This window comes from Streptomonospora nanhaiensis, assembly GCF_013410565.1.
Classification (GTDB): domain Bacteria; phylum Actinomycetota; class Actinomycetes; order Streptosporangiales; family Streptosporangiaceae; genus Streptomonospora; species Streptomonospora nanhaiensis.
Window position 1 is genome coordinate 3,965,393 of the sequence record NZ_JACCFO010000001.1, and the last position, 13,372, is coordinate 3,978,764.

Below are 13,372 nucleotides of genomic sequence, written 5' to 3' on the forward strand. Positions count from 1 at the left end.
GGGCACCCCGGGGCGCAGGGGTGCCCGCCGTCCGCGTGCGCGGGGCGCGGGCACGGTCCGGCGGGCGGCGCGTCCGGACCCGGCGAAACACCCGGGCCCCGCCTCGGCCCGGTGCGCGGAGGCCCGTCCACCAGGGCGTTGAACGTCCGGTTTGTGCAGAGATGGTCGTGTACAGAAGTCGCGATTACCCCCTGCGTGCCAGAGTGAAAGTCACGAGGGCGATGTGATCGGGGGTGCCCTCCGGGGCCGCACCCGACCGGGGCCGCCCACGAGCCGGGTCGGTGATCGCGTGACGGGAACAGTACGCAGGTCGAGGTACGACGAGTTCTCCGCCTATGTCAGCAGCAGGGGGCCCGCGCTGCTGCGGATGGCGCGCTCGCTGGCCAACAACTCCTCCGACGCCGAGGACCTGCTGCAGGCCGCCCTGGTCAAGACCTTCTTCGCGTGGGACCGGATCACCAGCCCCAGCGCCCGCGACGGCTACGTGCGCCGCGCCATGGTCAACACCCAGATCTCGGAGTGGCGCCGCCAGCGCGTCGCCGTCTACCCCACCGACCAGATCCCCGACCAGCGGGTCGACGACCCCTCGTGGAAGACCGACCTCGCCGACACCGTGCACCGCGCGATCGTCCGGCTCCCCGAGCGCCAGCGCACGGTGGTGGTACTGCGCTACTACGAGGACCTGACCGAGGCCCAGATCGCCCGCCGCCTGGGCGTCACCATCGGCACGGTCAAGAGCACGATCTCCCGCGCGGCCGCCAAACTCCGCGAGGACGCCGACCTCGCCATCGACCGGGCGACGACCTGAGGCCCGCGCGCCGGGATTCGTTTTGCGCGGGACACCTCGGCATCGGTACCCTTAACGCAGCCAGGAGGATTCGCCTAGTCCGGTCTATGGCGCCGCACTGCTAATGCGGTTAGGGAGCAATCCCTTCCGGGGTTCAAATCCCCGATCCTCCGCAGGCCAGAAGGGGTCCGTCGCATCGCGGCGGGCCCCTTTCGCGTGGCCGGCGCCGCCCCCGGGAGTCAGGTGGCGGCGGGCACGCGGGCGCCGATGGTGTGGGCGGCGCGGCGGGCGTCGGCGGGCAGGGGGGTGTCGGCGACGTCCCGCAGGGACGGCGTGGCTCCGCTGAGGCCCAGCGAGCCCAGGGGGCGGCCGGCGGTGTCGGTGATCAGGGCGGCCACGGCGGTGGTGCCGATCTGGCGTTCGTCGACCGAGACCGCGTAGCCGTTCTCCCGTACGCGCCGCAGGTCGGCGCGGACGGCCTCGGTGTCGAGGAGGGTGCCGTCGGCCAGCGCGACCGGTGCCAGGCGGGCCGCGACCGCGTCCGGGTCCTCGTCGGCCAGGAGGACCTTGCCCGCGGCACCGGGGTACAGCGGCAGCCGCTCGCCGATGGGCAGCGAGTAGTGGGGGCGCCGCCCGCCCTCCACACGGTCGATCAGCACCCGGGTGTCCTGCACCCGCACGTACAGCGAGGCGGTCAGTCCGGTGGTGGTGGCGACCTCCTCCAGGACGGGGCGGGCCACCAGGCGCAGCGGGCTCGTGGTGGCGAACGCGTGGGCGGTGGACAGGGCCGCGGGGCCGGCGGTGTAGCCGTTGGCGTGGCGGCTGGCGTAGCCGTGCTCGGTGAGGACGCCGACCAGGCGCTGGGTGGTGGCCACGTGCAGGCCGGCGCGCTGGGCGAGGTCGGTCAGCCGCAGCGGCCGCTGGGCGAGTTCCAGGACCTTGAGCACGTCGAGGGCGCGGTGGACGGAGCGCATCGGGCTGTTGCCGGTCGTGGTCACGCGGCCTCCTGGGTGGGCATGCCACGAAATCTATCACTGTATGAGAAGTTTCCTCATTTCTTCCCACTCCTCTTGACCGATATTCACACTGTGATGAACACTCTCATTAAATGCATGTTTCTATCATAGAGTGATAATCGGGTGGGCTGATGAGGATCGCAGTACTGGGACTGGGCGAAGCCGGCACGATCTACGCGGCGGGATTCGCCGCGGCCGGTGCCGCCGTCGCCGGGTTCGACCCGGCGCAGGCGCCCACGCCTGAGGGCGTCGACCGGGCCGCGAGCACCGCCGAGGCCGTGCGGGGCGCGGACCTGGTGATCAGCCTGGTCACCGCGGCCCACGCGGTCAACGCGGCGGCCGAGGCCGCCCCCCACCTGGGGCCCGCCGCCCTCTACGCCGACCTCAACGCGGCGTCGCCGCGGCTCAAGCAGGAGGTCGCCGCGGCCCTGGGCGAGGCCGCCGCCCGCTACGCCGACGTCGCCGTCATCGGCTCGGTGCCCAAGTTCGGCCCCCGCACCGCGCTCGTGGTCTCCGGCGCCGCCGCCGACGAGGTGGCGGAGCGGTTCCGCGCGCTGGGCGCGCCCGTGGACGCGATCGGCGGCGTCCCCGGCGACGCCTCGCGCCGCAAGATCCTGCGGACCGTGTTCATGAAGGGGCTCGGCGCGGTGATCACCGAGGCCGTGGACGCGGGCGCCGCGGCCGGCGAGACGGAGTGGGTGCGGGCGCAGATCGCCGCCGAACTCGCCGGAGGCGAGCAGGCGCTGGACCGGCTCGACCGGGGGACGCGCAAGCACGCGCTGCGCCGCGCCCACGAGTCCGAGGCCGCCGCCGACCTCCTCGCCTCGCTCGGTGTCGCGCCCCTGGTCACCGCGGGGACCGCCGACCGGCACCGCGCCTTCACCCGCACCGCCCCCCGCGACCTGACCGCGCTGCTCGACGCCTACGCCCAGGTGCCCACGGCCGCCATCGGCGACGCCCGCGAACGCCTCGGCGTCGTCCACCCCCGCGTGCGCGCCATGTGGCCCGGGGCCCGTGTCGCCGGCCGCGCCCTGACCGTCCTGTGCCGCCCCGGCGACAACAAGGGCATCCACCAGGCCCTCACCGCGGCCGGGCCCGGCGACGTGATCGTGGTCGACGGCGGCGGCGACGCCTCCCGCGCCCTCATCGGCGAACTGATCGCGCACCGCGCCGTCAACCGGGGCGTGCGCGGCATGGTGATCGACGGCGCCGTGCGCGACGTGGGCGCCCTGCGGGAGGCGGGATTCCCGGTGTGGGCCGTGGGCACCTCGCCGGCGGGCCCCTACAAGTCCGGCCCCTACCGCGTCGGCGCCGACGTCTCGGTCGGCGGCGTGGTGGTGCACCGCGGCGACATCGTGGTCGCCGACTCCGACGGCGTGGTCGTCGTGCCCGCCGCCGAGGCCGAACGCTCCCTCGCCGGCGCGCGCGCCGTGCTCGACGACGAGGCCGCCCGCTACCAGGCCATCCTCGCCGAGCGCGCCGACCGGCCCTGACACCTCCGCGCGCGGGCCTCCGCGCCCCCGCCCCCCGTCCGCCCCGCCCACCCGCTGAACAGGGGAATCCCCATGCCGACCGGGCTAGTCGCACTCGGCGCCTTCATCGCCGTCATCATCGTCTGGAACGTCGCCTTCAAGAGGAACATGGGCGAGGCCATGCTCTTCGGCCTCCTCGTCACCGCGGCGTTCGCCGGCGCCGACGCCCCCGGTGCGCTGCTCGCCGGGCTGCGCGGCGCGCTGGACGAGGAGGTGCTCTACGCCGCCCTGGCGTTCGTCTTCATGGCCTACGTGGTCGACCGCACGGGTCTCATCCACCGCCTCCTGGCGATCCTGAACTCGCTGGTGGGCCGGGTGCGGGGCGGTCCCGCGCTCGTCGACACCGCGGGCTCGGCCGTGATGGGCGCGCTCTCGGGCTCCAACTCCGGCAACACCGCCGCGACCGGAGCCTTCACCGGCCCCTGGATGGTGCGCACCGGCTGGACCCCCGAGCGCAGCGCGACCGTGCTGGCCGGCAACGGCGGCCTGGGCGCGGCGCTGCCGCCCAGCGCCTCCATGGTGATCATGATCGGGTTCGCCGGCTCCATGGTGACCACGGGCGAGGTCTACCTGGCCCTCCTGTGCGCGGGGCTCTACCAGGTGGCCTGGCGGGTGCTGCTCGTCTTCTACTTCGTCCACCGCGACCGGATCCCCCGCGTGGCCGACGAGGAGCTGCGGCCCCTGCGCCAGGTGCTGCGCGAGGGCCGGTCCGCCTTGCTCATCGTGCTGGGCGCGCTCGTCCCCATCGCCATCACCGTCGGCCCCGCCGCGGAGTTCCTGTCCGCGGCCAACCGGTTGGGCGGCTCGGTCGAGGACATCTCCATCCTCACCTGGATCCCGGTGCTGGTCACGGCGCTGGCCCTGCTGGTGGGCCGCCGCGAACTCCCCCGGGGAGCCCGTGCGTGGGGCACCTGGATCACCGCCGCGATGCCCCGCTTCACCAGCATCGGAGCGCTGCTGTTCTTCGCGGTGGCCGCCAGCGAGGTCCTCAGCGGACTGGGGCTCGCCGAGGACATCGACGCCCTGCTCGCCGGCTTCCACCTCAACCAGTACGTGGTGACCGTGCTTGTGGGCGTCCTGATCGCCGTGGTGGCCGGACCGCTGTCCTCGACCGCCACGCTCACCGCCGTGGGACAGGTGTCCCTGCTCACCCTGGTGTCGGTGGGTGTGGACCCCGTCCTGGCCGTCACCGCGATCCTCGTCTTCGCCTCCACCGAGGGCGCCTCACCGCCGGCGTCGGGCTCGATCTTCCGTCGCGGCCGGCCTCACCGGCGCCCGCCCGGAGAGAACGTTCCTGCCGCTGATCGTCTACTACATGCTCCCGATCATGCTCATCGGCTGCCTGGTCGCCTGGGGCGTCCTGCCCGTCCTCACCTGACAGCCGCGAAAGGACACCGCCATGCCCGCTCCGCTCCGCGACCGCGCCCAGACCGCCTGCCGCGCCGCGTTCACCGCCACCCTGCTGGTGTTCCTGGCCCTGGCCACCGCCCTGGTGGCCACCCAGGCCGCCGGTGTGCTCCTCCTGCGCCCCGACTGGGTGACGGCCGCATCCGACGCCCTCCTCGTCCCCAGCATCACCGCCGCCGTCGCCTTCGGCCTGGTCGGCTTCGTCAGCGGCTACGTCATGCCCAAATCCGACGGCTCCGCCGACTGACGGCGGTGGGCCGGGCCGGCCGCGGGGAGTACGCCTCTTCTCAGACGAACGGGGGAGGCGGAATCCGCCTGGGGGGCCATGGGCGGGGGCCGCGATCGCGCATACGCTGTTCTCGACGACGACGAGGGAGCGAGCATATGCGGCACGGGTTGGCGGCGTCCGTGGTGGTCCTGGCTGTCGGAGCGGCGCTGGTCGGGTGTACGCCCGAGGGGCGCGAGCAGGTCTTCGGCGAGGTCGCGGCCGAGGGGCTGCGGGTGGCGGCCGAGGACGCGTTCGCCTCCGCCGGGTTCCCCATCGAGGGCCAACTGGACTGCGAGGTCGGCGAGGAGACCGAGGGCGAGATCACGGCCGACTGCTCCGGCACCACCGAGCAGGGGGCCGACGTCGCGTTCAACGGCTCCTTCGACACCGGCGACCGCGACTTCACCGACGGGGTCCAGGGGTCCTTCACCGGTGAGGTCAACGGCGCCGAGGTGTTCTCGACCGACTGCCTCGGCTGCTGATCCGCCCGGCCGCCCGGTGTCCGGGGGCCACGGCGCGGCCGGCACCCGGGCGGGACACGAGCCCCCCGACTCCGGACGGGCCCGTCTCCCGCGGGCGGGCGCCAGGTCGCCCCCCGAACTGGCGGAGCGCGGCCTGCTAGGCGACGTTCTTCACGTAGGCGGTCATGATCTGGGCGGCGGCCCAGCCGGTGATGCGGTCGCCGAAGTCCTGCTCGGACCCCTGGCTCTTGCGCGCGGCGAGCACCGCCTTCTCGGTCTCGTCGCCGTAGTGGCCGTCGGCACCGTACTCGGGCAGGTCGAAGCCCGCCTTCATCAAGATCACCTGCAGGTACTTGACCCGCTCGCCGGTGTCGCCCTTGCGCAGTCCGACCATGTCGTCCTCTCCGTTCCCAGACCCTGACCCGCCGCCGGCGGGCATCCCGTTGTGGACCCAGCTGTGCAAGTCGTCGCCCGGGCACGAGGTCGATCCGACGTCGCGGTGCCCCTTGGCGGACAGGCTCCCGCCCTTCTTGCGGACGGCTTCGTCGTAGAGCGCGCGGATGGTGTCCTTCGCGGCGGAGGTGGCGTCGCCGTCGCGGCCGATGAAGCACACCCCGATACCGGAGGTGTTGTGCCCGGTGGCGTGCGCGCCGATGACCAGCCAGCCGCGGCCCTCATACGCGGTGCCCTCGACGTCGACCAGGAAGTTGTAGCCGATGTCGGACCACCCGTTGGAGTCCATGTGGAAGTCCTGGATGGACTTCACGGACTGGTCGGTCGGCCCCTCGGAGTAGTGGACGATGTACTCGGTTCGCGACGACCACGTGGTGGTGTCGCTTCCGCGGGGGGAACGCGCTCCCCACTCGGAGCGCGAGACGATATCAACCATGCGGTGTCCTCCTGACATAGGAAAACCCTGGACACCAGGTCAGGGCAAAGATCGCGTATTTGTCCATCACCGCAGGTCACGAGTGGTGACAATGCGTCCAACCAGGTGGCCAGGTGGCTTTTCGGATGAAATGCGAATCCCGAGGTCAGCTGCCGGGGCGGGGCGGCCCTGGCGGAGTATAGGCGTGTCTAGCGGATCGTCTAGACAGGCGTAGAGAACGGCATCGCCGGGCGCGTGTCAGGCCTTCTAGGCCTGTATTGGGAATTCCCTAGATTCCGCTAGACAACGGAAGAGGTCGGCGCTCAGTCCGGGCGGCGGCGCAGGAAGCGGCCGAAGTGCGGGACCGTGAACGCGATCGTGCCGCGTTCGGCGCTGTAGATCAGGCCCTTCTTGATCAGGCTGTCGCGGGCCGGCGAGAGGCTGGAGGGCTTGCGGCCCAGGGAGGTCGCGACCTCGGTGGTCTGCACGGGGTCGTCGCCCAGGGCGGCCATGGCGCGCATGTAGTCGCGTTCGGCGGGGGTGGCGCGTTCGTAGCGGCTGCCGAAGAAGCCGACCGCCAGTTCCTCCTCGGCCTCGGGGGCGGCGATCGCGACGTCCTCGGCCGTGATCGGGCTGTGCAGGGCGTGGTCCCAGGTGACCTTGCCGTAGGCCTGCACGAAGAACGGGTAGCCGTCGGAGATCTCGTAGAGGGCGGCCAGCGCCTCGGGGCCGAACTCCACGCCCTCAAGCTCGGCCGGCGCGGTCAGCGCGTGGTCGGCCGCGCTGCGGCTGAGGCGGTCGATGCGGGCGTAGCGGAACAGCCGCTCGGAGTAGCTCTTGCTGGCCGACAGCACCGCCGGCAGGTGCGGCAGGCCGGCGCCGACCACGATCAGCGGCCCGCCGTTCTGCGACAGCTCGTGGCAGGCCGTGCACAGCGCCGAGATGTCGTCGGCCGGGATGTCCTGCATCTCGTCGATGAACAGGGCGATCCCCACACCGAGGTCGGTGGCGATCGACGCGGCGTCGACGAAGAGTTCGACCAGGTCGATCTCAAGGTCGCCGGAGTCGGCCCGGCCGCGCACCGCCGGGACCTCGATGCCCGGCTGCCAGCGCGGGCCCCCGCGGGCGCCCCTGCCCGACCGGCCGGAGGGCGGGTCGGAGTCGGCCTGGGCGAACGCCTTGAGGACCCCCAGCACGTGCTCGATGCGGTCGGGCGCCCGGTGGCGCGGGGCGAGTTCGCGCAGCGCCATGTGCAGCGCGGCGGCGACCGGGCGGCGGATGGACTGGTCGGGTCGGGCCTCGATCTTGCCGGTACCCCACAGCCGCTGGATGGCCATGGACCGGAACGTGTTGAGCAGGACGGTCTTGCCCACCCCGCGCAGGCCGGTGAGCACCATGCTGCGTTCGGGCCGCCCGCGCGCCACGCGTTCGAGGACGACCTCGAACTGGCGGACCTCGCGTTCGCGCCCGGCGAGTTCGGGGGGACGCTGGCCGGCGCCGGGTGCGTAGGGGTTGCGCACGGGATCCATGGGATCGGACTCTATACGCGGCTCTAGAGCGGCTTCTAGAGACCGGTAGAAAGCCGCAGAGGACCGGGCTCCCCAGTCGACCCGGCGCAGGGCGCGGCGGTCGTCGAAAGGGGAGTGGGGGGCGCGCCCGACCCCGGCGGGCCGAGGCGCGGTCCGACCTGGGACGTGCGCTGCCGTGGTCATGCCCCCCACTCCCTTCATCGAACACGTGTTCGATCACTGGGAACTGTAGTGGATCCGGGGCGGCGGCGCCACCCGGCGCGCGGCGCGCTGTGGACTCCCGCGGGCGCGCCGGGGCCCGCCCGCCCGGCCGGGGCGCCCGGCTAGGCCGTGATCTCGTCCTCGCGCTCCACGGCCTTGCGGGTGAACCCGACCATGAGGTCGCGGTAGTCGTCCTCGGCGTTGGGCCCCAGCACCGAGGTGGCGCCCAGGTGGTCGCCGTTGCGGTAGAGCAGGCCGTACATCCACACGGTCTCGCCCTCGACCTCGGTCTCGACGGCGAAGGCGCGCGAGCCGTCCGCGACCTGGGCGACGTCCAGCTCCTCCAGGCGGTAGGACGCCGTGGTGCCGTCCTCCAGGACGGCCTCGTACCTGCCGCACCCCTCGGGCACCGAGGTCGACAGCGCCTGCTCGGCGGCCTCGGCCGGAACCCGCAGCAGCGTGTGGGAGATGGTGTCGCGGCCCCGCGCGAACGTGGCCAGCGACGCCGGGGCGTCGCGGACCTCGGGCAGCCGCCCCCACGCGTTCACGGCGTCCATGCACTCGGGCTTGTCGAGGGTGGTGGACTCCCGCAGCCGCTCGGTCTGGCGGGTGCTCACCAGCCGGGAGTAGGTGCCCATCTCGCTGTGCTCGGGCACGATCGCGGCCTCGCCGTACTGCACGAGCTGCGCCTGGTTGAGCTGGGCGGCGGCCTCGGCGTTGGGGTCGGCCTCGGCCGCGGACCCGCCCCCCTCGGTGCCGCCGCACGCGCTCAGGGCGAGGACGGCGGCAACGGCCAGTGCCGCGCCCGCCGCCCTCCGTGAAGTCCGGGGGTGCTCCATGGTGCTGTTTCCTCTTCTGTGCGATATTGCCGCTGAGGTCCGCAGGCCCGCCTTCGAGCGGTGATCGCCGAACGTAGCCTGGATATCGCACAGAGTATCGAGGAAGGACAACGGTGTCGGAGCCGAATCCGCCATATCTCCGGGAGGTCCTCGCCTCCATCCCCGCCTACAAGCCCGGGCGGAAGGTGACCGGACCCGACGGCCGCGCCGTCAAGCTCTCCTCCAACGAGAGCCCCTACGGCCCGCTGCCCTCGGTCCTGGAGGCGGTCGCGGCCGCGGCCGCCGACCTCAACCGCTACCCCGACTCCGGCGCCGCCGACCTCACCGCCGCGCTGGCCGCCCGGTTCGGCGTGGCCGAGGACCGGATCGCCGTGGGCGCGGGCTCGGTGGGCCTGATCCAGCAGCTGCTGGAGGCGGTGGCCGAGCCCGGCGCCGAGGTGCTGTACGCGTGGCGGTCCTTCGAGGCCTACCCGCTCCTGGTGGAGCTGTCCGGCGCCACCCCCGTCACCGTGCCGCTCCTGGGGGAGACCCACGACCTCGACGCCCTCGCCGCGGCCGTCACCGACCGCACGCGCGCCGTCTTCGTGTGCAATCCCAACAACCCCACCGGCACCGCCGTGCGCGAGGCCGCCCTCACCGCGTTCCTCGACCGGGTGCCCGACCACGTGCTGGTGGTCCTGGACGAGGCGTACCGGGAGTACGTGCGCGACCCCGAGGTCCCCGACGGGATCGCCCGCTACGGCGACCGCCCCAACGTGGTGGTGCTGCGCACCTTCTCCAAGGCCTACGGGCTGGCGGCGCTGCGGGTCGGCTTCTGCGTGGCCCACCCGCACATCGCCGCCGCGCTGCGCAAGACCATGGTGCCCTTCGCGGTCAACCACGTGGCCCAGGCCGCCGCCGTGGCGTCCCTGGCCGCCGAGCGGGAGCTGCTGGAGCGGGTGGCGGCCACCGTCAAGGAGCGCGAGCGGGTGCGCGACTCCCTGCTCGCCGACGGCTGGGAGGTCCCGCCGACCGAGGCCAACTTCGTGTGGCTGCGGCTGCACGGCGACACCGCGGCGTTCGCCGAGGCGTGCGAGGAGGCCGGGGTGGCCGTGCGCGCGTTCGCCGGCGAGGGGCTGCGGGTCAGCATCGGCACGCCCGAGGAGAACGACGCGTTCCTGGACCGCGCCCGCGCGTTCCCCCGCCGCAACCGGGGCTGAGCGCGGCGCCGTCCCGCGGCGGGAGGCGGGTGTGCCCCCTCCCGCCGCCTACTTGCCGGCCTTGTCCTTGTCCAGCTTCTCGATGATCAGCCGGTAGAGCTGGCGCGGCCGCCCCGGCTGCAGGGTGCGGTTGGGCGGCAGCGGCCAGGCCAGGCCCTCTTCGACCAGCGTGCGCAGCAGCCGCCGCGCGGTGCGGGGGGTGACCCCCAGCATCCGGCCCGCGTTCTCGGCGTCGACCACCAGCGGGCCGTCCTCCTCGGCGATCTTCTCCGACAGCCGCAGCAGGGTCTCGCGGCCCTTGGTGCGCAGCGGCTCGGCCGACTGGCGCTGCGGCGCCCGCTGCGCCGGCACCAGCGAGCGGCCCTCGCGGTCGACGGCGAAGCTCTGCCGCGTGGCCTGGGCCCGGCTGAGGGCGGCGCGGGCGTGGGTCTCGGCGTCCTGGGTGGTGCGGCCCATGCCGATGCCGACCTCGATGGCGATGCCGAGTTCGGCCTTGATGCGGTCGACGAACGGCGGCTGGCGGAAGCCCTCGGTGGCCGCCACCAGCGAGCCCCGCGTGGCCGTGACCATGAACGTGTGGTCGTCCACGGGGTGGGCCGTGGCGTTGATGCGGTGGGCCTCCTGCAGCAGCAGCCGGTGCAGGGCCAGGCGCAGCTCGTCGCGCCAGTAGCGGGGGGTGGAGCGGCGCGTGGAGTCGCGCAGGGTGGGCACGTCGACCACGACCACCCCCAGCTGCGCCTCCTCCAGCCGGTGGTGGGCGCCGAGCAGGCCCGCGGTCTGCAGCGCGCTGCGCACCCCGGCGTTGGTGGGCCGCAGCCGGGTGACGGGCACCCCCATGGCCTCAAGGCGCTCGGCGACCCCGCGCACGCAGGTGATGGCCATGCGGGTGGCCTTGCGCCGCCACAGGGCCTCGTGGAACGAGGTGAGCTGGGCCGTGGTGGTCAGCTCCTCGTGGACGTGGATGCCGTCGACGGGGAGGTCGACCTCGGAGTAGGCCTCGACGACGTCGGAGCGGCTCAGGACGTCCAGGCTGGCCTTGGTGGGGTCGAGCCGCTCGTCGAGCGTGGCTCGCAGCAGGGCCTCGTGCAGGCTGGCGCCGCCCAGCGGCACGTAGGTGGCGGGCATGGTGAGCACGCCGGCCTTACGCGCGAACTCGTAAGGGACGGGACTGGCGAACAGATACGCGTCGATCGCCGAACCCAGGCGCAGCACCTTGTCGGTGGCCTCTTGCTCATCTCGATACGCGGCGGCGATGAGTCTGGCGTTGAGCGGCCCCGTGGACCCCGGGCCCATCAGCATGACCCGTTCGACCACCTCGTGCGGCCCGATGACACCAATCGTCAGATCGCCAGTTCGCTGCGCACTCACCTCGGGCTGCTCCCCGCTACCATTCCACGCTCTTCACTATGTGCGCCCACTGGTTTCCCGACCCTGTTCCCTGTCACGGCATGATTGCCGAGATCGTACCCATTGTGCGGGGCCAATGAAGATCGTTTCTCACAGAACGCCGAAAGCCCGGGCGGGAGGTTGCCCTCCCGCCCCGGCCTGTGCTGGGATTTCGGTGTCTATTCGGCGCTTTCGCGTACCACGTCCGCGCCGAGGGCGGCAAGTCGGGTGGCGAACTGAGCGTGACCGCGGTCGACCAGGTAACCAGGTGCCACCACAGTCTCGCCATCGGCGACCAGACCGGCAAGCACCAGCGCGGCCCCGGTGCGCAGGTCGTGGGCCACCACGGGCGCGCCGCGCAGGGCGGAGGGGCCGTGGACGATCGCGCGGGTGCCGTCGACCTCGATCTTGGCGCCCATCTTGGTCAGCTCGTCGGCCAGCGCGAACCGGCCGTCGTAGATGGCCTCGTGCAGGTAGCTCTCGCCCTCGGCGAGCGTGGCCAGGGCCATCAGCGGCGACTGGAGGTCGGTGGCGAAGCCCGGGTAGGGCGAGGTGACGGCGTTGATGGGGCGCAGGGGTGCGCCGGGCTCGCGGCGCACGTGCAGCACGGCGCCCTGCTGGGCGAACTCCACGCCCATCTGCTCCAGCTTCCAGCGCGCCACACCCAGGTGCTCCAGGTTGGCGCCCACCAGGCTGACGTCGCCGCCGGCCGCGGCGGTGGCCATGGCGAAGACGCCGGCGTCGATGCGGTCGGACATGATGGTGTGCTCGACCGCCGTGAGCTCCTCGACGCCCTCGACGGTGATGAAGCCGGTGCCGCCGCCGCTGATCTTGGCGCCCATGCGGCTGAGGAACTCGATGACGTCGAGGACCTCGGGCTCCAGCGCGGCGTGCTCGATGACGGTGGTGCCCCGGGCCAGCGACGCCGCCATGATCAGGTTCTCGGTGCCGGTGTGGGAGGGGGTGTCGAGGTAGAGGTGCCCGCCGGTGAGGTGGGGAGACTCGATGTTGATGTGGTTGCGCTCGTCGTCCTCGGTGACCTTCGCACCGAGCCGGGCGAAGCCGCGGTAGTGGAAGTCGAGTTTGCGGCTGCCGAGGTTGCAGCCGCCGACGCCCTCGATGCGGGCGCGGCCCATGCGGTGCATGAGCGCGGGCACGAACAGCACCGAGCCGCGGAAACGCGCCGCGATGTGGGCGGGCAGGACCGCGCGCTCGGGGTCGTTGAGCTGGGAGGCGTCGATCACCACCGTGCGCTCGGCCTCGTGGAACTCCACCTTGGCCCCGATGTGCTCGGCCAGCTCAAGTGCGCGGTTGACGTCCTCGATGATGGGGACGTTGCGCAGCACCGTGCGGCCCTTGGCCGCGAGCAGGGCGGCGCCGATCATCGGCAGCACGGCGTTCTTCGCGCCCTGGATGAATGCCGTCCCGTTGAGGGGACGACCGCCTCGGACGCGGTAACGAACCTCCTGGCCCATGCTCATGTGCTCCTTCGTGAGGCGATTCAGGTTTAGGGGTCGTACTCGTCGGGATCGTGTCTATGCAGTGGGACGCGGACAACGGGCGAAGCGTTCCTGATGGAGGTGCTCTGCCCGCTCGCCACCGCATGTCCGGAGTCGGTCGACGGGGTCAAACGGCACTACGGGTCGTGTGCCCGATCCGGACGGTGTCATACCGCCGATGGGGATGAGGTATTTGACCGCGTCGCCGTCCCGGTCCCGGGAGATGGCAGGTGTTGTATAGACCTTTGCGGCGTCTCGACCGTTGCGGCCGCCCGGCAAAGGACCGGTACCACTGTATGTCCTGCGCGTACGGTTCGCTCCCAAGGTGGCCGGGATCACCGATACGGATGTGCCTGCGGGGCAGGCAATGGCGGTGGCGG

General features: G+C 72.6%; 10 protein-coding genes and 1 tRNA gene. 5 read left to right on the forward strand and 6 right to left on the reverse strand.

Features of this window, described 5'->3' with window-relative positions; genetic code table 11:
• The first annotated feature begins 289 nt into the window (after positions 1-289).
• Positions 290-808 (forward strand): SigE family RNA polymerase sigma factor, encoded by a 519-nt coding sequence (locus tag HNR12_RS17425; protein ID WP_179768593.1) that lies wholly within the window; start codon positions 290-292, stop codon positions 806-808.
• A gap of 63 nt (positions 809-871) precedes the next feature.
• A tRNA-Ser gene (locus HNR12_RS17430) sits at positions 872-960 on the forward strand.
• A gap of 66 nt (positions 961-1,026) precedes the next feature.
• Here HNR12_RS17430 and HNR12_RS17435 read toward each other — a convergent pair.
• Positions 1,027-1,785 carry an IclR family transcriptional regulator gene (locus tag HNR12_RS17435; protein ID WP_179768595.1) on the reverse strand — a complete coding sequence of 253 codons (759 nt, stop codon included), beginning with the start codon at positions 1,783-1,785 and terminating at the stop codon, positions 1,027-1,029.
• A 149-nt stretch (positions 1,786-1,934) separates the two neighbouring features.
• On the opposite strand from HNR12_RS17435, the gene HNR12_RS17440 reads away from it, so the two are divergent.
• Both HNR12_RS17440 and HNR12_RS28585 read left to right on the forward strand, forming a co-directional pair.
• Positions 1,935-3,296 carry an RraA family protein gene (locus HNR12_RS17440; protein ID WP_179768597.1) on the forward strand — a complete coding sequence of 454 codons (1,362 nt, stop codon included), beginning with the start codon at positions 1,935-1,937 and terminating at the stop codon, positions 3,294-3,296.
• Between the two features lie 72 nt (positions 3,297-3,368).
• The gene (locus HNR12_RS28585; protein WP_246425114.1) at positions 3,369-5,492 is read left to right on the forward strand and encodes a TRAP transporter large permease subunit; all 2,124 of its coding nucleotides are present in this window, start codon (positions 3,369-3,371) and stop codon (positions 5,490-5,492) included.
• 136 nt (positions 5,493-5,628) lie between these two features.
• Here HNR12_RS28585 and HNR12_RS17460 read toward each other — a convergent pair whose 3' ends face one another.
• From HNR12_RS17460 to HNR12_RS17470, 3 genes are all read right to left on the reverse strand, one after another.
• Positions 5,629-6,360, reverse strand: a complete 732-nt coding sequence (locus tag HNR12_RS17460) for a peptidoglycan recognition protein family protein (protein ID WP_179768603.1) — start codon at positions 6,358-6,360, stop codon at positions 5,629-5,631.
• Positions 6,361-6,662: 302 nt separating this feature from the next.
• Positions 6,663-7,868, reverse strand: a complete 1,206-nt coding sequence (locus HNR12_RS17465) for an ATP-binding protein (protein ID WP_179768605.1) — start codon at positions 7,866-7,868, stop codon at positions 6,663-6,665.
• Positions 7,869-8,191: 323 nt separating this feature from the next.
• Positions 8,192-8,908 carry a hypothetical protein gene (locus HNR12_RS17470; RefSeq protein ID WP_179768607.1) on the reverse strand — a complete coding sequence of 239 codons (717 nt, stop codon included), beginning with the start codon at positions 8,906-8,908 and terminating at the stop codon, positions 8,192-8,194.
• A 113-nt stretch (positions 8,909-9,021) separates the two neighbouring features.
• On the opposite strand from HNR12_RS17470, the gene hisC reads away from it, so the two are divergent.
• Positions 9,022-10,107 carry a histidinol-phosphate transaminase gene (gene hisC / locus HNR12_RS17475; RefSeq protein ID WP_179768609.1) on the forward strand — a complete coding sequence of 362 codons (1,086 nt, stop codon included), beginning with the start codon at positions 9,022-9,024 and terminating at the stop codon, positions 10,105-10,107.
• Between the two features lie 48 nt (positions 10,108-10,155).
• Here hisC and HNR12_RS17480 read toward each other — a convergent pair whose 3' ends face one another.
• Both HNR12_RS17480 and murA read right to left on the reverse strand, forming a co-directional pair.
• Complete coding sequence (locus HNR12_RS17480) at positions 10,156-11,421, reverse strand: transcriptional regulator (protein WP_179770681.1); 1,266 nt, start codon at positions 11,419-11,421, stop codon at positions 10,156-10,158.
• 251 nt (positions 11,422-11,672) lie between these two features.
• Positions 11,673-12,974, reverse strand: a complete 1,302-nt coding sequence (gene murA / locus HNR12_RS17485) for a UDP-N-acetylglucosamine 1-carboxyvinyltransferase (RefSeq protein ID WP_179768611.1) — start codon at positions 12,972-12,974, stop codon at positions 11,673-11,675.
• Between the last annotated feature and the right edge of the window lie 398 nt (positions 12,975-13,372).